The sequence below is a fragment of the Sphingobacterium sp. FBM7-1 genome, from assembly GCF_020687765.1.
Taxonomy (GTDB): domain Bacteria; phylum Bacteroidota; class Bacteroidia; order Sphingobacteriales; family Sphingobacteriaceae; genus Sphingobacterium.
Genome location: NZ_JAJEWJ010000010.1, coordinates 75,131 through 98,502, shown reverse-complemented (window position 1 = coordinate 98,502; position 23,372 = coordinate 75,131). Strand labels below are relative to the sequence as shown.

Annotated in this window: 15 protein-coding genes, 2 tRNA genes and 2 pseudogenes; 6 read left to right on the top strand and 13 right to left on the bottom strand. The window is 40.9% G+C overall.

All coding sequences use genetic code 11. The annotated features are described in order from the left end of the window. Nucleotides 1–64: 64 nt before the first annotated feature. Nucleotides 65–149, bottom strand: a tRNA-Ser gene (locus LKO28_RS14515). 205 nt (nucleotides 150–354) lie between these two features. Here LKO28_RS14515 and LKO28_RS14510 point away from each other — a divergent pair. Further along, nucleotides 355–428 (top strand) — tRNA-Arg (locus tag LKO28_RS14510). 55 nt (nucleotides 429–483) lie between these two features. Here the strand turns inward: LKO28_RS14510 and LKO28_RS14505 are convergent. The 7 genes from LKO28_RS14505 to LKO28_RS14475 all read right to left on the bottom strand — a co-directional run bounded on the left by LKO28_RS14505 (nucleotide 484) and on the right by LKO28_RS14475 (nucleotide 13,487). After that, nucleotides 484–1,527 (bottom strand): ferredoxin--NADP reductase, encoded by a 1,044-nt coding sequence (locus tag LKO28_RS14505; protein WP_227695739.1) that lies wholly within the window; start codon nucleotides 1,525–1,527, stop codon nucleotides 484–486. A gap of 108 nt (nucleotides 1,528–1,635) precedes the next feature. Further along, nucleotides 1,636–4,665, bottom strand: a complete 3,030-nt coding sequence (infB, locus tag LKO28_RS14500) for a translation initiation factor IF-2 (protein ID WP_227695737.1) — start codon at nucleotides 4,663–4,665, stop codon at nucleotides 1,636–1,638. A gap of 106 nt (nucleotides 4,666–4,771) precedes the next feature. Then, nucleotides 4,772–6,010, bottom strand: a complete 1,239-nt coding sequence (gene nusA, locus LKO28_RS14495; protein ID WP_227695735.1) for a transcription termination factor NusA — start codon at nucleotides 6,008–6,010, stop codon at nucleotides 4,772–4,774. Nucleotides 6,011–6,013: 3 nt separating this feature from the next. Continuing rightward, a complete protein-coding gene (gene rimP, locus LKO28_RS14490) occupies nucleotides 6,014–6,478 on the bottom strand; it encodes a ribosome assembly cofactor RimP (protein WP_227695733.1) in 465 nt (154 codons plus the stop codon). 135 nt (nucleotides 6,479–6,613) lie between these two features. Beyond that, complete coding sequence (locus LKO28_RS14485) at nucleotides 6,614–7,387, bottom strand: XRE family transcriptional regulator (protein WP_227695731.1); 774 nt, start codon at nucleotides 7,385–7,387, stop codon at nucleotides 6,614–6,616. Nucleotides 7,388–7,977: 590 nt separating this feature from the next. Next, on the bottom strand, nucleotides 7,978–11,082 hold the full coding sequence (locus tag LKO28_RS14480) for a DPP IV N-terminal domain-containing protein (RefSeq protein WP_317206641.1): 3,105 nt from the start codon (nucleotides 11,080–11,082) through the stop codon (nucleotides 7,978–7,980). 74 nt (nucleotides 11,083–11,156) lie between these two features. Next, the gene (locus tag LKO28_RS14475) at nucleotides 11,157–13,487 is read right to left on the bottom strand and encodes a penicillin-binding protein 1A (protein WP_227695729.1); all 2,331 of its coding nucleotides are present in this window, start codon (nucleotides 13,485–13,487) and stop codon (nucleotides 11,157–11,159) included. A gap of 225 nt (nucleotides 13,488–13,712) precedes the next feature. Here LKO28_RS14475 and rpoN point away from each other — a divergent pair, with 225 nt between their 5' ends. Both rpoN and LKO28_RS14465 read left to right on the top strand, forming a co-directional pair. Beyond that, nucleotides 13,713–15,176, top strand: coding sequence for an RNA polymerase factor sigma-54 (rpoN, locus tag LKO28_RS14470; RefSeq protein WP_227695728.1), 1,464 nt, complete (start codon nucleotides 13,713–13,715; stop codon nucleotides 15,174–15,176). Between the two features lie 26 nt (nucleotides 15,177–15,202). Next, nucleotides 15,203–15,853, top strand: coding sequence for a hypothetical protein (locus LKO28_RS14465; RefSeq protein WP_227695727.1), 651 nt, complete (start codon nucleotides 15,203–15,205; stop codon nucleotides 15,851–15,853). A gap of 39 nt (nucleotides 15,854–15,892) precedes the next feature. On the opposite strand, the gene LKO28_RS14460 is transcribed toward LKO28_RS14465, so the two are convergent. Beyond that, nucleotides 15,893–17,416 (bottom strand): GH3 auxin-responsive promoter family protein, encoded by a 1,524-nt coding sequence (locus tag LKO28_RS14460; protein WP_227695726.1) that lies wholly within the window; start codon nucleotides 17,414–17,416, stop codon nucleotides 15,893–15,895. A gap of 219 nt (nucleotides 17,417–17,635) precedes the next feature. On the opposite strand from LKO28_RS14460, the gene LKO28_RS14455 reads away from it, so the two are divergent. Both LKO28_RS14455 and LKO28_RS14450 read left to right on the top strand, forming a co-directional pair. Further along, nucleotides 17,636–18,766, top strand: coding sequence for a YbfB/YjiJ family MFS transporter (locus LKO28_RS14455; protein ID WP_227695725.1), 1,131 nt, complete (start codon nucleotides 17,636–17,638; stop codon nucleotides 18,764–18,766). 74 nt (nucleotides 18,767–18,840) lie between these two features. Beyond that, a pseudogene (locus tag LKO28_RS14450) lies at nucleotides 18,841–19,005 on the top strand (Ku protein); the annotation flags it as partial. Here the strand turns inward: LKO28_RS14450 and LKO28_RS14445 are convergent. Beyond that, a pseudogene (locus LKO28_RS14445) lies at nucleotides 19,004–19,543 on the bottom strand (DNA polymerase ligase N-terminal domain-containing protein); the annotation flags it as partial. The pseudogenes LKO28_RS14450 and LKO28_RS14445 sit on opposite strands and share 2 nt — an antisense overlap. A 42-nt stretch (nucleotides 19,544–19,585) precedes the next feature. Next, nucleotides 19,586–19,786 (bottom strand): hypothetical protein, encoded by a 201-nt coding sequence (locus LKO28_RS14440; RefSeq protein ID WP_227695724.1) that lies wholly within the window; start codon nucleotides 19,784–19,786, stop codon nucleotides 19,586–19,588. A 393-nt stretch (nucleotides 19,787–20,179) separates the two neighbouring features. Between LKO28_RS14440 and LKO28_RS14435 the strand changes: the two genes are divergently transcribed. Continuing rightward, nucleotides 20,180–21,325, top strand: a complete 1,146-nt coding sequence (locus LKO28_RS14435) for a hypothetical protein (protein ID WP_227695723.1) — start codon at nucleotides 20,180–20,182, stop codon at nucleotides 21,323–21,325. 164 nt (nucleotides 21,326–21,489) lie between these two features. Here LKO28_RS14435 and LKO28_RS14430 read toward each other — a convergent pair whose 3' ends face one another. Together LKO28_RS14430 and LKO28_RS14425 are read right to left on the bottom strand one after the other, a co-directional pair. Next, nucleotides 21,490–22,449: a GNAT family N-acetyltransferase gene (locus tag LKO28_RS14430; protein ID WP_227695721.1), complete on the bottom strand. Its 960-nt coding sequence runs from the start codon at nucleotides 22,447–22,449 to the stop codon at nucleotides 21,490–21,492. Nucleotides 22,450–22,452: 3 nt separating this feature from the next. Then, nucleotides 22,453–23,286 (bottom strand): 1-acyl-sn-glycerol-3-phosphate acyltransferase, encoded by an 834-nt coding sequence (locus tag LKO28_RS14425; RefSeq protein ID WP_227695720.1) that lies wholly within the window; start codon nucleotides 23,284–23,286, stop codon nucleotides 22,453–22,455. Between the last annotated feature and the right edge of the window lie 86 nt (nucleotides 23,287–23,372).

Sequence of the window (23,372 nt, the reverse complement as noted above, 5' to 3'; positions counted from 1 at the left end):
CAAACAGGTTTGAGAATCCCTATAAACAACAAAACCCGACTATCGTCGGGCTTTATTTGCTTTGCGGAGAGTGAGGGATTCGAACCCCCGAACCTGTGACAGTTAACGGTTTTCAAGACCGCCGCATTCGACCACTCTGCCAACTCTCCGCTGCAAAAGTACAAATTTTCTTATTTAAGCAAAATTTTATTTCAAATTTCCTATTTAAGACATCTGTCATTAAGAATAAGGACACTCCCTTCAAAAAATAAATATAGCTTTGATGTGCAACAAGTTACTGCAAACTGGACAAAAAATAGTTGTTTTATTTTGCAAAATAGGTGTAATTGCCTACTTTTGCTACTCCAAATGGAGGCGCCAATAGCTCAGCTGGATAGAGCAACGGTTTTCTAAACCGTCGGTCTCAGGTTCGAATCCTGATTGGCGTACAAAAAAGGTGACCAATTTCGGTCACCTTTATTATTTTCAGCAGCAATCACCTACCTAAAGAACCTCGATTACGGTACCTTCCTCAAGTGGGTGAGAAACGCAAATCAGACAACGTCCGTTTTCCACTTCCTTGTCGGTCAGTACCTCATTATAATCCATACGGACACTCCCCGCTCTACATTGCGATATACAGGTACTACACATCCCTGATTTACACGAATAGGGCAACCTAATCTTATGTTCCAATCCTACGTCTAACACCGTCTTGTCGTAGGGAATCGTTAAAGCATATTCCTCCCCTTGAAAACGCAGTTTAATGTCATAGGAGGTCATATCTACCGGTTCTTCTTCCCTTTCATCGTCGTCTTCCTCTTCTTCCGGAAAATGGAAAGTTTCTTTCTTGATATGGGCATCTGGAATCCCCATGCCCAACAGTGTAAAGCGAACTAAGTCCATATAAAAAACTGGACCACAGGTAAAGAATAGCGTATCGCCAGAAGTGGGTATATGCTCTTTTACAATACGAATAAGATAATCCCGATTTAGCCTGGCATGAAGCAAGTTTTTGGAACTCGAAAATATCCACACGATCTCGAATCGATCCGGATAACGCTTTTGCCAGTCCAACAATTCGTCATAAAACACGGTATTTTCTACACTGCGGTTACTGTATATCAACACTACTTTGGTTTTCTCCTCAGCGGTTAATGCCGTCTTTAAAATGGCATACAGTGGTGTTATACCAACTCCTGCCGCAAATAAAAACAACGTTCTTTCTTGATCAGCCTGTGGATCGTAATAAAATAATCCTTGGGGTTCGAGCACGTTAATGATGTCGCCTATTCGTGTTTGGTGATGCAAAAAACGGGAGATTTCTCCATTGTCCACACGCTTAACGGTAATAGCAAGGGGCTCGTCGACGTTCGGGGAACTACTGAAAGAATAAGAGCGTCGCACCTCCCGCTCTCCGAAGATAAAAGATACGGTCAAAAACTGTCCAGCTTTCGGCTTCGGATAATTACCGGATAAATCTTTAAAAACTAAGGTAACAGTATCATTGGGTTGATATATAATATTAGAAATCTCAAATTTGTACATAGGATAAAAGTAGCTTTATTATTGAAATTTGGCAAATAGATAGCATCTATGAGCTATAAAAAATCCCGACAGGAACCTGTCGGGATTATATTATTATAACGTAAGTGATTACAATTTACGTTTAACTTCTACTTGCTCGTAGGCCTCTACGATATCACCTACTTCGATATCATTGAAACGGTCGATATTCAATCCGCACTCGTATCCTTGCGACACCTCTTTCACATCGTCTTTAAAGCGTTTTAATGACGCTAATTTACCGGTATGAATTACTACACCGTCACGGATCACGCGGATATCATTATTGCGGTTAATCTTACCGTCACGAACCATACATCCGGCGATAGTACCGACCTTAGAAATCTTAAACGTCTCGCGTATTTCGACTTCTGCCACAATTTTCTCTTCAAGTTTCGGCGCCAACATACCTTCCATTGCTGACTTCAACTCTTCGATAGCGTCATAGATAATCGAATACAAACGGATATCAATTTGCTCATGTTCTGCGAGTTTCTTAGCACCTTGGGTTGGTCGTACTTGGAAACCAATAATGATCGCATCTGAAGCAGATGCTAACAATACGTCGGATTCCGAAATAGCGCCCACTGATTTGTGAATGATATTAACTTGGATCTCATCAGTCGACAATTTCAGTAAGGAGTCGGATAGTGCTTCAATCGAACCGTCCACATCACCCTTAACGATAATGTTCAGTTCTTTAAAGTTACCGATAGCCAAACGACGTCCGATTTCATCTAACGTAATATGTTTTGTAGCACGCATACCTTGCTCACGTTGCAACTGAAGACGTTTATTTGCTACCTGGCGTGCCTCGGATTCACTTTCCATCACATAGAGCTTATCACCCGCCGTTGGAGCACCAGCCATACCAAGAATCTGTACCGGTACAGAAGGACCTGCTTCTCTTACGCGCTCGCCTCGCTCATTCGTTAATGCTTTCACTTTACCCGAATGCGAACCGGCTAGAATCGGATCACCGATACGCAGCGTACCAGCTTGTATCAATACAGTAGTCACAATCCCCCTACCTTTATCCAAGGCAGATTCAATGACCGAACCGACCGCGCGTTTTTTAGGATCAGCCTTCAACTCTAATAATTCAGCCTCTAAAACGACTTTCTCCAACAAAAGGTCGACGTTCTCACCCGTTTTTGCTGATATTTCTTGCGCTTGGTATTTTCCTCCCCAGTCTTCTACTAGGATATTCATAGCAGATAACTGCTCTCGTATTCTGTCTGCATTAGCACCCGGCTTGTCCACTTTTGTAAAAGCAAAAACGATAGGAACTCCCGCTGCTTGCGCGTGATTAATAGCTTCTTTCGTTTGCGGCATCACCGCATCATCCGCAGCAATCACGATAATAACAATATCGGTTACTTTCGCACCCCGCGCACGCATGGCTGTAAAAGCTTCGTGACCCGGTGTATCTAAAAACGTAATTTTACGATCATCTTCTAATTTCACGGCATAGGCACCAATATGCTGCGTGATACCTCCCGCCTCACCTTTTGTTACGTTCGCTTTACGAATGTAATCTAAAAGGGATGTTTTACCGTGGTCAACGTGCCCCATGACGGTTACGATCGGTGCACGAGGAATTAAGTCTGCTTCATTATCTGGTTCCTCAAGCTCAGTAATTTCCTCATCTTCAGGTTTTATAAACTCAACTTGATAACCAAACTCCTCTGCTACAATCGATAAGGTTTCTGCATCTAAGCGTTGATTAATGGAAACGAACATCCCTAAACTCATACATGTGGAGATGACCTGTGTAACTTGTACATCCATCAAATTTGCCAACTCATTCGCGGTGACAAATTCGGTAACACGTAAAATTTTAGATTGTGCTGCTTCCTCCATTGCCGCCTCTTCTGCAGACAACGCTATATCATCTCGCTTCTGACGACGTAATTTAGCACGCTGAGCAAACTTACCCGATTTACCCGCCCCACTTAAGCGAGCCAATGTGGCTTTAATTTGATCTTGGATTTCTTTTTCTGAAGGTTCCTCTTTCGGTGTTTCCGGCTGACGTCCTTTCCCACGATGATCATGGCGTCCTTTTGCATGCCCGTGCTGTTGGTTTCCTTGACCAGGTCTATTTCCAGGGTGGCCACCACCTTTGTTAAATCCTACACCACGGTTTGCGTGGGATTCACCAGATCCTCTTTGTCCCTCTACCGTATTTGGATTGACAGGTGCATTCTTATTCGAACGTTTACGCTTACGTTTATTATCGTTATGATGGGAAGAACCTGAAGACGAAGCTACAGGTTTACGTTCCACCGGAAGTTGAATTTTCCCAACTACCTTAGGGCCGCTCAACGTCTCCGAACGTGCGCGTATTACACCTGTATCCGGCGCTTCGGACACAGCAGTTTTTTGTTCTTTTACCGGAGGTTTAATTTCTTCAGTTTGTTTATTCATGTTAGCCGCAGGCTCTGCTTTAATTTCTTGTTTTTGTTCCTCTTTCGGCTGCAGATCCTCCTTTTCTTCTTTCTTAGGTTTAACTTCCTGTGGTGTAACTTCCTCTTTAGGCTGTTCTACTACGGGTTTAACCTCTTCTTTCTTAGTCTCCTGCTCAACAGGTTTTACTTCTGGCTCCGCCGTCTTCGAAGACACTTCTTGCACTACCTCTTCTTTCTGGGATGCTTTCTTTGGCTTTCCGCGTTTAAGGCTATCCAAATCAATCTTTCCAACTACCTTTAACGGGCTGGAACCTTCCTCCTTTTCTTTCTCTGCTATTGGTTCCTCCCTCGTCGATTCCAATGGTTCGGATACCGACTCAACTCCTGTGTCTGTAATCAGGACTTCCTTAGACGTTATGCTATCGTCTTCTTGAATATCATTTCTAGATTCCGTAGGATTAGCTCCACTTGGTCCAGCAGCAGACTCTTCACGACGAATTTTACCGATAACAATTTGTTTAGCTTCGTCCTTTACGATTTTGTCTCCTTGAAATTCTTTTAGAAGAACAGTATACATGTCTGCAGACAACTTAGTACTAGGTTTTGATTCGACATCGAAACCATTTTTCACCAAGAAGTCAACAGCCGTACCTATCCCAATATTAAGTTCTTTTGCTGCCTTTAGCAAGTTTACGCTTTTTCCTTCTGTCATCTATTATTTACCTTCTATAATTTTAATACTACAAAAATATGCTTTTTTACACTGAAAAAACAATTTCCGCTCAATTGTTTTTTCAGTGACAGTATTACGAAACACCTTATTCGAACTCAGCTGCAAGGATACGAAGAATCTCTTGTATAGTATCCTCCTCTAAGTCCGTACGCCTCACGAGTTCTGCCTCAGTGAGCCCTAGAACTGACTTCGCAGTATCAAGTCCAACGCGTTTCAGCTCATCGATAATCCAGCTATCGATTTCGTCCGCGAATTCTTCGATATCCACATCTTCCTCCACTTCATCATTCTCTCTGTATACATCTATTTCATAACCCGTCAATTTTCCAGCGAGTTTTATATTGTGTCCGCCGCGGCCTATCGCCAAAGACACCTGATCTGGCTTCAGGTAAACAGCGGCAGTCTTATTCTCATCATCAATTTTAATGGAGGAGATACGAGCCGGGCTTAAAGCACGGGTAATATATAGAATATGATTTGAAGTATAGTTTATAACGTCAATATTTTCATTACGAAGCTCTCTCACGATACCGTGAATACGGGATCCTTTCATACCTACACACGCTCCTACCGGATCAATACGATCATCGTAAGACTCAACCGCTACTTTTGCTCTTTCTCCAGGTTCACGTACAATCTTCTTAATTGTAATGAGTCCATCGAAAATTTCCGGCACTTCTAATTCAAATAAACGCTGTAAAAATTCAGGAGCAGTACGAGAAATGATGATCTTCGGGTTGCTGTTCATCATATCTACTTTAAACACAACAGCGCGTATACTATCTCCTTTTTTGAAATAATCTGCTGGGATCTGCTCCGTTTTTGGAAGAATTAATTCGTTTCCGTCTTCGTCCAATACCAAAATTTCCTTCTTCCATATTTGGTAAACCTCACCGATCACCAATTCACCTTCGCGATCTTTATATTTCTTAAAGACCTCATCTTTTTCTAATTCTAATATTTTCGAAACCAATGTTTGGCGCGCGGCTAAGATAGCTCTCCTACCAAAACTTTCCAATGTAATTTGCTCGATATATTCGTCGCCGACTTCCAAATCCGGATCATACTGGTGTACTTCAGACAGTTCGATTTCCAAATCATCATCTTCGGAAAACCCATCGTCCATGACCACTCGTGTTCGCCATATTTCCAAGTCTCCGTTATCTGGGTTTACAATCACATCCACGTTCTCATCTGTCCCAAAACGTTTGCGTATCATGCTGCGGAACACCTCTTCCAATACGGTGATAACGGTCGGACGATCGATATTTTTAAACTCCTTAAACTCTTGGAAAGAGTCGATCAAATTGATATTGCTGCTCATTTTTTATTTAAATGAAATTAACACCTTTGTTTCTGTTATGTTATCTAACGGAATTTCAGCTTCCTGTGGGACAGCCTTTTTTCCTTTTTCTTTTTTTATTTCCTCAATCGTAATGCTTTTGTCATTCACCGCGATTAGCTTACCTTCTCTTTTGTCTCCTTCAAGCCCTTTTACACGTACCATTCTCCCAATATTTTTCTGATACTGTCGATGCAATAACAGAGGCGTATCAATTCCCGGTGAAGAAACCTCTAAACGATAAGCACGATCAATTGCATTTTCCTCTTCTAAATGAAACCCTACATGACGGCTAATTTGCACACAATCCTCAATCGCGATACCATCGTCGCCATCCATCAATATCTCCAAAATTCCATTATTATGCATTTTAATACGCACAATAAATAAATCTGCTCTATCCGCAATCTTCTCTTCTACTAGTTCCCGTACTCTTTCTTCTATTTGCATACCCAATTCGATACGTGAATTTAACTGTTAATGGACCACCTTTTCGTAATTCGAATAAAAAAGGGGGCATAATATGCCCCCTCTTATTCAGATTATACAAAGGTAATTATATTATTTTAAATAGCCAAATCGATTTTATTTGTTATCCACCACCGATTTAATTGTTTTCTGCATTTGCGCCATCATTGAAGTCAATGTCTCCATAGTTGGTTCCGGGCTCGGCTCAGGAAGCTCGGTACTGATAAAGGCTTTTGCTTTCCAGATTTCGATAATGTCGTCTGTATTCACCCAATAAGATTCATATGTTTTATTATCAGAAACTAGTTTTATCCCTTTCTCTTCTTTGAACTTGTAGGCTATACGTTTGTATACAACACCGTCGTCTTTTGAAACAATGACATAAGTTTGACCGGGCTTGATATCGTGCCAATTTTCGACATATTCACCAATAATAACACTTCCAGATGGAAGTGGCAACATCGAATCACCCTTAATTTCAAACGCCCGATAAGTTCCTTGGTTAAACATAGGTAATGAAAACTTTGGCAGATCCGCGACATATTCGGGATCACCGTACCCATTTAAATACCCCGCACTTGCTTTAACAGGAACCAATTCTATATTCTCTCTTTCATCGCCATCCACAGTTATACTCAATACCCTCAAATTCGACGCGTTACTTTTGGGTTGAGGCCGCCATTTCTCGTCTATCACATCGTTCGCCAACTCATCCATAGTCAGCTCATAAAACCGCGCTATTTTTCTGAGAAGTTCATACTTCGGCTCGGCACGATCTTCTTCATAGGCACCAACAGATGCTCTTTTTATTTCAAGCGCATCAGCAAATTGCTGCTGCGTCAAGCCTTTTCGTTTTCGCAAAAACTTGAGATTCGATGCTATATTCGACATAATTTCTTATCTATTTTGTTCTATTTAATAATTTGAGTACTATCAAATGTAAAATAATCAAACTGTAACTCAATCATTTACCATCCGTCCTTCCAAATAATTTTTATTTACTAATATAATTAGTATTATTGTGCCAATAAAATTAGTATTTAATACGCAGATCACCAAATTTGTTAGTATAATAATTGAAATACAATGGAAACACATACTGTATATATTCTTACCGATAGTAATCGAACCTATTTGGAAGTTGGTTATTGCACCGATATAACTATCCGGCTACAAGAAACTCATTTTACGTCATCAGGATTCTTCAGTCATGTGCCTAAATTAAACATCCTTGTGTATATGGAAACATTTCACGAAATAGAAAAAGCACTTGCTTGCCAACACAAATTGCGCCGATATACAAGGATGCAACGGGAAAAGCTTATTCGGTTAAAAAACCCTAATTGGTTAAACCTTTGTCACTACACCGGTCCGAATAACAATAGGGATAATAAAAAGGTCGTTGTTTGTGCTTAAAGCAAAACAACGACCTTCAACAACCTTATCCTCTACACTAATCTACCTCATACTTATTTATTGGACTACCATCCTGGCATAAAGTTTAATCCGAAGGTACCGAATTTTGTTCGCGATGACACGAAGGGTATCGCATAATAAGGTTCCAAGATCATAGCACCGAACAAATTCACCCGCATAGAAATACCTGCACTGAATATAGGCACCCGGTAATTCCTATCATATCCATAAACTGGCATTCCATTCTGGTCCAGCAACGGCGTACCATCAGCGTTATATTGTGGTACTCGTGGTTTATTATCCACATTGCTCACAATCTTATTCCCATCATTCCAAGCAAGCCCAGCGTCAAAGAAGAGGTTGAGATCCGAAAACAATAATCCTGATTTTATAGCAGCCAATTTTTCCGGACCGGTAAATGGTAAGCGTACCTCGAAATTTCCTACCACGACACGTGATCCCATCAAATCGTCAAAAGAAATATTCCCAACGCGGTCACGGCTCAAATTGTCATACCCTCGGACGAAAAACGGATAACCGATATAATTACCGCGCAAGCGATTCTGATCGTCGCCAGAGCGAATATAAGCATATGCACGGGCCGCTACTGTTATCGGTTGAAAACGCAAATAACGCCGTAAATCGATATTATAAGCGCGCATATTAATATCTCCGAAATATTGCCCCGCAGATAGGCGGTAACGAAACCCTTGTAACGGAGATGTCAATCCGAATATAGAGTTATCTCCAACAAACGCCGTACTCACCTGCTGCATCACCAATGGATCGAGGTTAAATCCAAGAAGGTTCATAGCTTCCTCGTTAGACAGACGCTTTCTATCCACAAAGCCGAAACTAAAATAACTCTGTTGCCATTTTTCCACACTATAACCGTAACGAGCCAAAGCCCCACCTATCTCGAAGCGATGGTGTCGATTAAATGGATAAGCCACAAAAGCATCCAATTGCGTTTCAAATTGACGGATGATATAATCACTAAGAACCAACTCATCGCCTCGGCCCAGATTGTCGACTTCATAGGTACGGAATCCACTCCGGTATGGGATATGCGATACGGAACCACCCCAATTCCAGCGGCTTCGTTGATTTACGTAAGCAACCTGCCCGCCGAAATCCTGTACTTCTCCGTTGATATTCAACGTAGAATAAATCTGATTATATCCCAATATATCTGAAAACACACCAAAAATACCACCTGCCATTCCAGCTCCATAACGGGTACCCACCGTCATACCCACACCCGAGTTCGCTAAATAATCCAACTTAAATTTAGAACGGTATGGTACTGGATTAATTAGCGCTGTATCAATCCGCCGGTATGCATTGAAATTTTGCAAATTGGTATTGACAACATTAACGCCCCGGTTTATATTGGGCGGCAACATCGCAGCTGTGAAATCAACGTTATGACCATCCATCACTTCAGGCTCAAATTCCGATGCATTTGCTTTATAGATGCTGTATTGGTTGCCTTTGAAGTAAGAATATACGATATCATCGTTATTTGATATACTCATCGCTGGAGAATACTCTGTAATTCCACTAATCCCCGTAAAATAATCCGTAAGCCTTTCAACTACCCCATTATTTATTGAATACCGAAACATGTTTCGGTAACCATCACCATTAGAGAGAAAATAAATATATGTTCCATCGCCTGAGAAATGGGGGTTCAAATTGTTAGCTCCAGGAAAAACATCCAGGATAGTCACTTTTTTAGTTGATACGTCGATCATAGCCATCCCCATCGGAATATCTACCGATCGAGAGGCACTTTCCAACGACATTCTGTCGGTACTAAAAACAATCGTTTTCCCATCGGGCGAAAAGCTAGGCTGGAAGTCGGAATATTTATCATCCGTCAATTGTGCCAGTTCTTTAGTCTTTAAATTATAAATATAGATATCGCTTTGACCTTCTCGCAAACCGGAAAATGCGACGCTTTCACCATCCGGCGCAAAATTGATATTGGTAAACTCGACAATATCCCCCATGGCTTCAAGTGCGATCGTCCGTCCGCTCTGAACATCAATCACCATCAATTTATTTTTACCCTCACTGAATACACTAAATGCAAAATAGCGGCTATCGGAGGAAAAGTCGCCCGCTGACTCCAGATAACTGAATTCATCGATATCTTGATTAGTGGTTCGGCTACCTAATTTTCGTAAAATCTGCCCCGTATGCGCATCGGCCAAAAAAAGGTCTATACCAAACAGGTCCTTTTCTGACATAAAAGCCACCAAGCGTCCATCTGGAGAAATGGCTGGAGCGACGTTCATCCGACCTCCATTTGTTTGCGTAATCAATGCCTGTCCGATAGGGCGAGAAGTTGTGTCTTTATTCAACGCCTTAAAAGTGGACTCCATGGTATTCCGCCATAAGGTTGACATCGTCTGTGCATCATAACCAAAAACCCGTCGTATCCCCATTTCATATCCGTATTTGGCAGTTTCTATAAACATGGGCATAATCACAGTATCGCCATATGTGGCACCAATAAATGCTAAAAAAGCCTGTCCATAACGGTAGGGAAAATAATTATAGGATTGCTCGGTCAATTGTTTTAAAGTCGGAATATCGTTACGCGCATAGGCATCTCGCATCCACATGGCGGTAAATGCATCTTTTTTCCCGATAGACAGATACTCTGCCATACCCTCCACCATCCACAATGGTATATTTCCAACATTTTCCAAACGCGTTGTATCCCGTCCTTCCATTAACACACGAAATTGAAAAGCGTGTACCATCTCATGCCCTAAGACGTGGCGTGTTTGATGATTAATCTGCATAATAGGCATGACGACGCGTTGTTTAAACGCCTCTGTCACACCGCCCGTACCCACGGATATTTCACCCGAGATGGCTGTAGTTTGCTGAAATTCGGGATGATTATTATAGAATATAAGCGGATTTTTTCGTACGAAGGTGTCCTGAAAAACTTGCTGATGCATATTGTACCATACCTCAGATTCTTTCGCCAGCCAAGTCATCATACTATCGTTCTCAAGATAACTATACATCTCAAAATGTGGCGTTTCCTTCACATTGAAATCAAGTTTCTTATAACGCATTTTATTCTGCCCGAAATACTGAGCAGAAGCAATATGGGGTATAATCCACAATAACACTAATCCAATAGCCAATTTTTGGATTCTTGCTAAACAGCATCTGTTTTTTACCTTCATAATCAAAGATTAGTCTTTCCCAAAAATACAAATTATCTTTCTATTTCGTTTCCTGCCGTATCTCCTACTTCAGGTAAGGTTAATAAAATTTGCAAACCACGCTCCTCCCTATCTAGTTCAGTGTTTACACTGTCTGGTGGTGAAACAGTCCGGATCCTCGGACTCGGACAATTATATTTTTTTAAAATCTCCACTTTTGAATCGGGAAATTTACCTTTAGTCACTCCTAATTCCGGGTGCCTATAGAGCTTTTCCATAAATGCCGCATATATCGGTAGTGCTGTTTTAGAACCTTCGCCTGTTTGCGAATTTTTAAAACGAATGCTTTGTTCATCACAACCTACCCAAACCCCTGAAACTAAATCTTTTGCAACCCCCATATACCATCCGTCCACATAATCTGATGAAGTACCTGTCTTGCCGCCGATTTGATTTTCATCCCCAAAAAGATCCCATTCCCATAACGCTTGTGAAGTTCCCCCAGGTTCTTCTATCGTTCCGCGTAACATATATGTCATTAACCAAGCATTTTCTGGATCTACTACCTGCTTCTCTGTCGTCTTGAAAGAAGCAATCAACTCCCCATTATTATCGTAAATCTCCGACACCAAAATCGGCTCTACGCGTTTTCCTTCGTTCATAAAAGTTGCATAGGCATTTACCATCTCGAATACAGATACATCGTTAGAACCTAATCCCACAGAAGGCACAGACGCCAAATGACTATTGATACCTACTCGATGAGCGGTTTCTACGATTTTATCCCAACCCACATCCATCGTAATCTGCGCGGTGATTGTATTTAAAGAACGGGCCATTGCCCAGCGAAGCGACATATCACGGTGAGAAAAAGTCCAATCAGCATTTTTAGGTTCCCAAATCTCTTTTTCTCCCTCATCATTCACAAAATCCAGTCGTACAGGCTTATCTTCATAGGTATCACAAGGCTCCATTCCTGCTTCTAATGCAGTTAAGTAGACAAAAGGCTTGAAAGTGGAGCCAGCCTGTCTTTTAGCCTGATTCACATGATCGAATTTATAATAACGATGGTTAATCCCCCCTACCCACACTTTAATTTCTCCATTGTATGGATTCATTGCCATCATCCCGGTATTCAACATACTCACATAATGTTTCAGAGAATCCATCGTTGACATTTCAACTTCCTTATCCCCTTCCCACGTGAACACCTTCATTTTCTTAGGTTGACGCAGCTGCTCAAATACCCTTTCCTCTTCACCATTAAACTTCTCCATCAATGCCATAAAGACTGGCAATTTTCGAGCTTTATCCTCTAAAAAGCCAGGAATTACAACACCGCTTTTATCTCGCCATGGTTCTTCACCACGCCATGTATTATCTAGACGATCTTGCAGCCTATCCATCTGTTCCGCAACCGTTTCTTCCGCCAATTTTTGCATACGGGAATCAATGGTCGTATATATTTTCAGTCCCGCGGTATAGATATCTACATCATTTTCTTCACTCCATTTTTCCAGCCACTTCTGAACCGCAGCCCGTAAATAAGAATCATTCGTTCCTTCACGTTCTGAACTATTTACATTTAGAATTAGTGGTTCCTTTGAGTAAGCTATATATTGTTCGTTGTTAATATATCCCTCCTTTTGCATTTGGCTCAGCACAATATTTCTACGCGCTTTTGATTTATCCGGGTTACGGATAGGATTATAGAGAGTCGTCCCTTTTAGCATCCCTATAAGCACCGCAGATTCGGGAGCCGACAACTCACTAGGCTGTTTATTGAAATAACGCAACGAAGCTGATTTAATACCGTAGGCATTATTGCTAAATGAGACGGTGTTCAAGTACATGGTGATGATTTCATTCTTTTCGTATTTACTTTCCAGTTTATAGGCCGTCATCCATTCCTTGAATTTGGTAATACCCATACGAACACCCGGGATATACCCCAGGGCACCTTGCGACTGATTATATCGAGTACGGTATAAATTCTTGGCTAACTGTTGGGTTATCGTACTCCCCCCTCTTTTGTCTCCTCGCAATGTGGAGACTAAACTTGAAAATAACCCTATAAAATCCACACCCTTATGTCGATAAAAACGAACATCTTCGGTCGCCACCAGTGCATTTAAGAGGTTTACCGAAATACTATCAAAACTCACGGGATCTCTATCTTCTTCAAAATATCGCCCTATCAATACGGAGTCAGCTGTATATAATTCGGAGGAAATATGAAGGGTAGGCAAAAGAATATCATTTTTAGTCGGGGAATACCCAAATAGCCATAAGAAGTTTAACTGTACAGCACATACTAATATAATAAGGCTATAAACCGCTATCAAAAGCAAACGGATCACTTTGTTTTTAACCCTTTTAAACATCTGGTAAATATGGAAATTGTTTTTTTAAAAACAGACATGCGAGGAGAAAAAACGGTTTCCCGTTTTTGAAATTAACGTATTTTAACATTCTTTGGTTTACGCTTGTTTTACACTTCCCAACCATCGCCCCCTCAATAATTATACCTAATCTCTTGTTATCCGACACGCTGCACTTTAGTTTTCTGATTTAATTAAGTATTTTTACACTGCATAATCAGCAAGAGCATGTTAAAACAGACTTTACAACAAAAATTATTACAGAAACTCTCTCCGCAACAAATCCAATTTATAAAATTGTTGCAAGTACCCACTGTTTCCCTAGATGCTCGTATTAAAGAAGAACTCGAGGAGAACCCCGCTTTAGAGGACGGGAGTTTAACGAATATGAATGATCCGGTAGAGGAATATCCGGATCGTGATCCCGATGACGATTTCGACACTCCCGACAACGATTTTGAAGAAGAGTTTAGTGTAGACGAATATATACAAGAAGACAATTACAACGATTACTCTCCCAATTATGGCGGTGATGATGACGACGATAGGAAAGAAATTCCGATCGCCGTCCAGGATTCTTTTTTTGAATCCTTACAAAATCAGTTAGATTTGCTAGCCTTGTCAGACAAAGATTATCTCGTCGGACAACAAATTATCGGCAGTCTAGATGATGATGGTTATTTACGGCGTCCGATTCTCTCTTTAATTGATGATCTCGCATTTTCGCAAAATGTAATTGTTGAAGAAAATGAAGTGCTCGCTATTTTGAAGGTAATCCAAGACTTTGAGCCCGCAGGCATAGGAGCACGTGATCTACAGGAATGCTTACTTATACAGTTACGCAAGAAAGATCAAAACAACTCTATCATCAACCAAGCTATCAAAGTAGTGGAACACTTTCTCGATGAGTTTACGAAAAAACATTATGACAAGATAGAAAAACAGCTTGGCGTCACTTCAGAAGAACTCAAGGATATTATCAATGAAATTTTGAAATTGAACCCTAAACCGGGTGATTCGGGCGCTTCCGCAGGGAAGCAACTTCATATTATTCCTGACTTTCATATCAACAATAATGATGGCGTGCTACATCTTACGCTGAACGGAAGAAATGCACCAGAGCTACGCGTATCCCGTTCTTATCAAGAAATGTTTGCTCACTATGAAAAAGCGGAAAAAAACGATAAAAAAATGAAAGAGGCAGTCCAGTTTGTTAAACAAAAATTGGATTCCGCTAAATGGTTCATCGATGCTATCAAACAAAGGCAACAAACCTTACTGAAAACCATGAACGCTATTATGGAATATCAGTACGATTATTTTTTAACCGGCGATGAGCGTCTACTCAAACCAATGATATTGAAGGATATCGCAGACAAGATTGAGATGGATATCTCGACGGTATCTCGCGTTGCTAACTCGAAATATGTCCAGACAGAATTCGGAACTTTCCTGTTAAAATCGTTCTTTTCAGAAGCCATACAAACCGACTCAGGCGAAGAGGTTTCCAATAAAGAAGTTAAGAAAATATTGGAGGAATGTATTGCCAATGAAAATAAACGTAAGCCGTTGGCGGATGAAAAACTGACAGAGATCTTAAAGGAAAAAGGATACACCATCGCACGCCGTACTGTTGCGAAATATCGGGAGGCCATGAATATTCCCGTCGCTAGATTAAGAAAAGAGCTTTAAACTCATGTTCGTACGTCAAAAAACTTATGGATATCAAACGGGATAAAGAAAATAACACACCAGAATACGCAATAAGATTTTCTCAAAATAAGGAAATTCCTAAAATCTTAGAACAGATAGTTCTCCAGGCCCTGTCTCACTACCCCGAACTATTACACACACGCATTCGATTCCGTTTCAGCCAAAAGCTAAAAAAGTCGGTTATGGCCGCCCGACCTGTTCTCCGTACTCTTTTTCAGAGGCGTGAAAAACGACGATATACTATTTTAATTAACCCCGTATTCAAACTTACTCAACATATTGAACCTATTCATCACCTTCCGACAGAAGTGTTAATCGGATGGGTTGGGCACGAACTAGGACATATAATGGACTATGAGCGAAGAACAACATGGGGAATTGCGTCTTTTGGATTACTTTATTGGTTGTCAAAACGATTTATACGGAAAGCAGAAAGAGCAGCAGATACATTTGCTGTCCATCGAGGTATGGCTCCTTTTATCTTGTCAACAAAAGAATTCATTCTACAACACAGCTATCTTTCCGCGCGTTATAAAGATAAAATAGCACGCTTGTACCTTTCCCCCGATGACATTATCGAAATCGTTGCACGATTAGAACAGGAGACACCCCTTGAAAGAGAAAAGCTCTTAGCAAAGGACTTCTTGTTAAAATAGCTTATCACCCAGAACGACAACAACTAATACGTGCCGACATCATAATTTAGTGATAAAAGTTTCAAAAGCTTCAAAATCGTCCGCATTCATAACCCGAGGTATTTTTGCTTGCCCACCGAGCTGGTTATGATGTTCACTCCATTTATAAAAATGTGTAACGGGTATGATCTCCACTTCGACGTCGTCCAGTGTCTGACGCCTTGCGACCGTATACCCCTTACTACTTTCCTGCAAGGCCCTGTCAAGGACTTGCGTAATTTCCGCCGACCCGTCGTCTTGTGCATGACCAACTCCTAGGTACCATTTATTGATATAGTGTTCATTTCGACGCATGGAAGCAACCGTAAATTCCTGAATATCCAGACCAAACTGCACCTGCAATTTTTCGATCGCCTGATTCATCTGGTGCACTGATAACTGCTCGCCAACTACATTAAGAAAATGCTTCGTTCGTCCACTAATAATAATTTCCGCCCTTTCTTTATCGGTAATAATGACCGTGTCTCCTATCATGTAACGCCAAGCCCCTGCTACCGTGGAAACTAACAGAACGTACTCCACATTTTCCTCTGCATCTTCAATGGTCAACGCCCGCGCATGTTGCTTTACACGTCCGCGGTCATCCATATTTTCTGGTTTAAAAGGAACAAACTCAAAGAATACGCCGTTATTTGTAATAAGTGCCATCGCATTCGTATCCGGTCGCTTCTGCGTCGCGAGATATCCTTCTGATGCCAGATAAGTATCTATATAAGTCATGGGCTTTGCGAATAAACTTTCAAAGCTTTTACGATATGGACCAAAGGCTACTCCCCCCGTACTGTATACCTGCAAATTCGGCCAGATATCATGTATTGTATCCACCTTATTATGGCGGACAATTTCCTTCAGCAAAATTTCCGACCAGGACGGAATACCAGTCATACTCCCTATATCCCATTTTTTTGCTGACCTCGTTATTTTTTGAACGCGTTCGTCCCAATCTTGAGTGGCCGCGATTTCCCTTCCTGGCTTATAAAATTTACGGAACCATAAAGGTAAATTAGCTGCCGATATACCACTTATTTCTCCTTCCAAAAATCCATTGTTATCAATCAACTTTGTGCTACTACCGAGCATCATAATGTCCTTCCCAAAAAAGTCGGCCGGAAGGTCAAAGTTCTTCAGGCTTAGTATTTGCTGTATACCTGCCTTTTTGATAGTGCTTAACATATCACCTGTAACCGGTATAGCCTTGCTATTGCCTGTCGTGCCACTGCTTTTAGCGAAATAGCGCTGTCCACCCGGCCAGGTTATATTTTGATGTCCTTCATGAAGATAATGCCACCATTCTGCATGAAGCTTATCGTAGTCGAACTTCGGTACAATACGTTGAAATTCTCTGACGGTCTCCGAGGCCGCAAGAATCTCCGCAAAATGGTACCTCCTTCCGAATGCCGTGTTTTTCGCAGTGTCTAATAAACCTAACAGCACCTGTTTCTGGGCCTCCCAGGGACTGGCATCCTGATTAATTAAGCCATTTACATCTATTACACGTTTGATAATTTCTCCAATAATCGCCATAGTTCTTATTAAAACAACTTCCTGTAATTAGAGAATAGTTCCAACTGAAAAAAGTTTTGCAAATGGTTCGAAAGTTGAGTTACTTTTGGTTATTTGTTATAAAGTTGAGTTACTTTTAGCTATTTGTTATATTGTAACATTAAAATAAGTATACGCAATAAAAACGTTATTTATTAAAACATGGATTCGGTAAATAAAAGAAAAATCTTTCGTTATTTGATGGCAGGAAGTGCTGCTCTTGCGGTCGTCCACGCCTTAGGACGTTTTTCATTTACGCCTTTACTGCCCTATTTCATCGAAGATCATATGTTGACAATTACACAGGGCGCTGATTTAGCTACCGTCAACTATATCGGCTATTTAATCGGCGCACTCATCGCCGTGCGTTACTCCGGCCCCGAGGTAATAAAAAAATTTTTACTCACTGGTCTTTTGGGAAATGCGTTCATTACCGTTGTGCAATGTTTTACGCCACAGTTTGAACTACTCCTCGTCTTACGTCTATTCAATGGTATCACAAATGGCATTGTCTTCGTTTTAGCACCTTCCCTACTTTTAGAGTGGCTAATCTCACAAAACAAAGCACACCTCAGCGGCTTGGTTTATTTCGGCGTCGGTGGAGGCTTGTTAGTAGGAGGCCTATTAGTAGATAGTACATCCCTCTATTTTTCTGGTGAATACCGATGGATTCCAGTAGCAATAGCCGCTGCTTCTTTAGCATTTTACAGTGCGACACGTTTCTACCAACTGCAAGTCCAACCGGTCACTTACAAAGGCCCTAAACAAGGTACACCGACCCAACTATTTGATCGACGTAGTACTCCTCTATTTTTATCCTATATCGGCGCAGGTTTAGGTTATATACTCCCCATGACTTTTCTACCTACGCTGGCGCACGAAACGATGCCCGCCGATAGTCCCTTTGTTAAAAATGTTTGGGTAATTACGTCGGTTTCTTCCCTTCTTTTTATTCCGCTCTGGAATGGAATTGGCCATCGATTTGGCGACCGGATCAGTTTAATCTATACCTATATTTTCCAAGCCCTTGGCGTAACGGCGATATTACTATTTCCGTCTACGGTTGGCGTGCTAACTTGTGCCGTCTTAATCGGCGGAAGTTTCTTAGGATCAGTCATGTGCACCCAGCGGTTGGCCAGACGCTTGCAACCGCACCAAGGCCCTCGATTGTCGGCTGCACTCATCGCTCTTTATGCTGGCTCGCAACTGATCGGTCCTTGGCTCGCTAAGCAATGGATCGAACATGGTGGAACACTGCTGCAAAGTTTTGTCGTCGGGCTCGGTGCCTTCATTTGGGGGCTATTTTGGACTTGGCGCGCACCGAAGGTTTAACACGGTGACTATCAGAAAAAGCTGAACTTTTTTAGATAAATATTGTTTACTCTAATAGAAACAAGGTAAACAATATGAGAGCTATTTGGACTGGAGCAATAGGATTCGGATTAGTCAATATCCCTATTAAAATTTACAGTGCTGTACAAAGCAGCACGTTAGACCTGGATATGCTAGATAGAAAAGACAAAGCTAACATCAGGTATAAACGCATTAATGAAAATACAGGCAGAGAGGTTCGCTGTTATAAGGGCCGTCGGAAGCATATCGGTCTTTATGTTTTATAAGTAACCAAGCGTTATCATCTTGCCCTTTCATACGAACAAGTGCGAATTCGCCCTTAAGGATATGTCCACGCAACTTAAATTTAAGTGTCCCACTCTTAAAGCGTCTTAGAAATTCCTTTGCATCGCTAGCTTCTATGAAATCATAATACCCCGAATCGAAAATATGTACAACGCCCGCACCATAATTACCTTTGGGAATTACACCCTCAAAAGTCGCATAATCGACTGGATGATCTTCCACAAGCATGGCCAACCGCTTATCTTTAGGGTATAAGGAAGGCCCTTTGGGAACCGCCCAGCTTTTCAAAACTCCGTCCAATTCTAGTCGGAAGTCGTAATGTAGCCGGGAAGCGTGGTGCCGCTGAACCACAAAGCGTAACTTCTTTGTTTTGTCGATCTTATGTTTAAGCCCACTTTTGGGTATGCTACCCTTCGGTTCCCCTGTCTCCTTAAAATCTCGTTTCTTATTATAATTCGCGAGTTTTGCCATAACTATTTAAGAAAACAACTGATTCTAAATTCTTGTATATTTTTAAGGGGTCGTTATTGGAGTAGGTGGGAGAACGGAGTCCGTTGTGTCCACAAGTGCAGTATCCGCGGGTATGGTACCGCTTCGATATCCCGGTTCATCCTGAGTGTGTCTGTCATTCATCGTGTCTGTGTTCTCGTTTTGGTTACCACCACATCCCGTAGCTAGTAATCCTAGTACTGCAAAAAACATGAATCCTTTCATAGCTGTATATTTATTTTGATTTTAGACCAATTTCTAAATCAATAAATGAACAACACGACACTTTTATAGTTGTCACTGAAATCAAATTAGGTATTTATACATCTTCCGCAGTTCGAATTCGGGTATTTCGCACCTGATACTGTAAAAAGTTATCTACCACCTATTATTCGTTAAAAATTGTTAACGAAACGATTAATGTATAATAATGATCAGGATAAACCGTTATATCCGTACTTCATAATTTAGGTTTAAGTAATTGGTTAGTTAGTTAGTTTAAATACCGTAGTTCCCCACTCCGGTATTTTTTATTTCCGATCTATCCTAAATTTTTCTAAACATCTCTTTGTTCGCACTGTTCTATATATAGGCTACGCGAATATTAAACAAACATTAATGCATTCACTAAAAACAGCTATTATGCAGACAATCGATTTGAAATTACTGAAAGAATTGGTGGACGTCCAAGACACACCCTGTATCTCTATTTACATGCCCACCCACAGGGTACACCCAGCCAATGCGACAGATCCGATCACTTTTAAAAACCTATATAAACAGGCATTACAGTATATACAGGATAACGACCTTCAGAAGCATGCGAAGCTTATCCAACCATTGGAAAAGCTTATTAGCGATAAAACATTTTGGGATCATAATGATGAAGGCCTGGCGATTTTTGTATCTCCGGACAGCACGCAGATCATACGTCTACCAGAAAAAGTCCAGGAGATAACCTGTGTGGCCGATTCTTTCTGTGTTAAACCGCTCTTCAAGCTATATCACGAAAACCAGCAATACTATCTTTTGGCACTAGCGCTAGATGACGTACAGCTTTATCATGGTGACAAATACCGACTTCAAGAGATAGACATAAAAAACAATGTACCCACCACCATGAAGGAAGCCTTGGGCGGTGAGTTGACAGACAACCATCTGCATGCATCGGTTGTCCAAGGTGCCGGATTGCACGGATATATGGAAAAAAGCCAAGAAGAAGATATTGATATGGATCGATTTTTCAGAAAAATCGATCAAGCTATTTTGGAGCATTACCCTATTCCCCACGATGTACCTTTGGTATTAGCAGCTTTGCCCGAGCACCATAGCCATTTTATGCGTATAAGTAAACACACTAATTTTTCACCTATTCACTTACATATTAATCCACAATCCCTAAACAAAGCCTCTTTGCTAGAAAAAGTACAAGAGATATTTAACACCCTTCTTGAAAAACGAAAAAAAGAACTTCTGGAACGTTATCAACTCGCGATACCTGAAAATTTAAGCAGCTTAGACATAGGCGATGTGATACGAGATGTGATAGATGGGAAAGTAGAGGTACTTTGTATCGAAAACGGTAAATCCATTGACGGACATATCGATATAGATGAACGTAAAATAGTACAAAAAAACGGACAGCATACGGATGTCATCAATGAACTGGCGTGTTTGGTTTTTGGATATGGTGGAAGTGTAATTGTCCTAGATGAAAGCGAAATGCCGTCAGAAACTGGAATTTTCACAATTAATCGCTATTAAAATTGATCCCCCCCCAGACTTCATTTTTGGCACAAACATTATCTACTACACAGTATTCATAATTTAGGTTAATAATTGGTTAGTTAAAATTCTGGAGCTCCCCGCTTCAGAATTTTTTTATATAAACTTCTTTAGCATGGTGCAGGCACGATCAGTTCCTTTCATCATCCGTTCCGTTCTGTTTTATGATTCTTATCTCTGTCGTAGGTGCTCATATGACGCTCTTTTTTAGCCGGATAAACATCCGCTAATGTAATCATTATTCCCGTTTCTTCGACCTCTCCGAATTCATCGTTTAATGCTGTTCCAAACATACGCATGGTGGGCGATAAATTCATATAAGTATTAATCAATGGCGGAATATTTTCCCCCAATTCGCGAACTTTCGTATTAAGCAATTTATATCCCTCTTTGTAAGGCAGATTATCGAACATACCCTGATATGGTGTAATATCCGTTTTATATTTTAAGTTAAGATGCTCGAAAGGGACTACTAATTGATCGTTATCAGGAAAATAATGTTCCATAAAATAAATCAATAGATCACGGGCTGTCTCATTATAATGTGGATACATGGTCACTTTACCGAACAGATATTTGACGTCAGAATTTATAACTACCAATGCGCCTAGTCCGTCCCATAGATTATCTAAGGAAAATAGCCCTTTTCTATTGTCTATCGAAGGTTGAAAACGGGGTTGTACCCAGGAACGTCCCAGCTCCAATGTGTACGGTAAAAACTCCTTTTTAAATTTGTCAGAAAAATGGAAATAATGGGCCGTGGAGAGATGAAGATTCCCCTCGTTATCCAACGCATCTAGACATTTAATCACCCGATATCCAGCAATGATTTCCTCCTCCTCAGGATTCCATGCGATAAGTTGGTCATAATTGTGTTCACAAGTATCATTCTCGTCAATATCCAACGGCAGACCTGTCCCTCCCCCTGCTCCGCGAAACGTAACCTCCCGTAAACGCCCGATCTCGCGCATAATATGGGGAGCAGTATGATGATTAATCAAATAAACCTCATTATTTCCATTATTTGTATAGCGCACAAAAGCATCTTCAGTCAGTTCCGCTTTTATCAGCGCTCTATCTACCGGTGGTATAATCTCCTGCATATATTATTTTTTGTCTCCCATTCTGTATACAACTTCCCGTACCTGGCGTGCCCATTCGCGCTCACTTTTCGATCGATCGAAATCCTCATAAGAAATTCGCTGTCCTACACGAATAGTTACCGTATGGTTTCGTTGTAAAAACATCTCATCCGGCAAATATAACATCTCTATATTTACTTTTATTTTTAATTTTTGCCTCAGTCTAGCTAAATTATAGAAAAAATCAGAATTTCTACCCTCAATATAAACGGGTACAACATCTTTTTTATACTTTTTCGACTTCGTTATAAAGCTCTTCTTCCATTCTAAGTCTGTAATTTCTCCACTTATTTTGCGTGAAACTAAGCCCGCGGGAAATACTAACAAGGCGTTATCAGAAGCGTACGCCTGATCAATCGCCATAATTCCACTCTTCGCCTGCCCGCCCACTTTATTTACAGGAACAAAAAGAGGCTCTAAGTTGCGGATATTCATTAAAATGTCATTCACCAAAAATTTCACATCACGCCGGTAACGACCTATAGCCTGCATGATCGCAATACCGTCCAATCCGCCGAGCGGATGATTCGAAGCAAATATTACGCTATCTTCCACCGGAATATTTTCAGCACCTTCTAGCACGACATTTACACCGAGATCCGCTATTAGCGCGTCCACGAAATCTAAACCGTATAAATCCCGGAACCGGGTCATAATATCATTAATTTCGTCTTCATGAATAAGACGTTCTAGATAGCTAATTAGCGGATTGGGCATCCATTTGGCCAATTTTGGACTCTTCTTTCGAATTACTTCACGAACTTGAATAAACTTTACTTGCTCTTCTTCTTTGGCCATTTTCTTTCTAACAAATCGCGGAACTGCACGTTTACTTTCTTGGCGTAAAAATAACAAAATTAAATCTTATTGATGTAAAAAGTTAT

Bases quoted from the DNA above. Each gene is read 5' to 3' on its own strand.
- LKO28_RS14440 (WP_227695724.1), bottom strand. From the start codon at position 19,786: ATGAAAGGATTCATGTTTTTTGCAGTACTAGGATTACTAGCTACGGGA.
- infB (WP_227695737.1), bottom strand. From the start codon at position 4,665: ATGACAGAAGGAAAAAGCGTAAACTTGCTAAAGGCAGCAAAAGAACTT.
- LKO28_RS14475 (WP_227695729.1), bottom strand. From the start codon at position 13,487: ATGTTTAAAAGGGTTAAAAACAAAGTGATCCGTTTGCTTTTGATAGCG.
- LKO28_RS14485 (WP_227695731.1), bottom strand. From the start codon at position 7,387: ATGTCGAATATAGCATCGAATCTCAAGTTTTTGCGAAAACGAAAAGGC.
- LKO28_RS14455 (WP_227695725.1), top strand. From the start codon at position 17,636: ATGGCAGGAAGTGCTGCTCTTGCGGTCGTCCACGCCTTAGGACGTTTT.
- LKO28_RS14425 (WP_227695720.1), bottom strand. From the start codon at position 23,286: ATGGCCAAAGAAGAAGAGCAAGTAAAGTTTATTCAAGTTCGTGAAGTA.
- LKO28_RS14465 (WP_227695727.1), top strand. From the start codon at position 15,203: ATGGATATCAAACGGGATAAAGAAAATAACACACCAGAATACGCAATA.
- LKO28_RS14435 (WP_227695723.1), top strand. From the start codon at position 20,180: ATGCATTCACTAAAAACAGCTATTATGCAGACAATCGATTTGAAATTA.
- LKO28_RS14460 (WP_227695726.1), bottom strand. From the start codon at position 17,416: ATGGCGATTATTGGAGAAATTATCAAACGTGTAATAGATGTAAATGGC.
- LKO28_RS14505 (WP_227695739.1), bottom strand. From the start codon at position 1,527: ATGTACAAATTTGAGATTTCTAATATTATATATCAACCCAATGATACT.
- rimP (WP_227695733.1), bottom strand. From the start codon at position 6,478: ATGCAAATAGAAGAAAGAGTACGGGAACTAGTAGAAGAGAAGATTGCG.
- LKO28_RS14430 (WP_227695721.1), bottom strand. From the start codon at position 22,449: ATGCAGGAGATTATACCACCGGTAGATAGAGCGCTGATAAAAGCGGAA.
- rpoN (WP_227695728.1), top strand. From the start codon at position 13,713: ATGTTAAAACAGACTTTACAACAAAAATTATTACAGAAACTCTCTCCG.
- nusA (WP_227695735.1), bottom strand. From the start codon at position 6,010: ATGAGCAGCAATATCAATTTGATCGACTCTTTCCAAGAGTTTAAGGAG.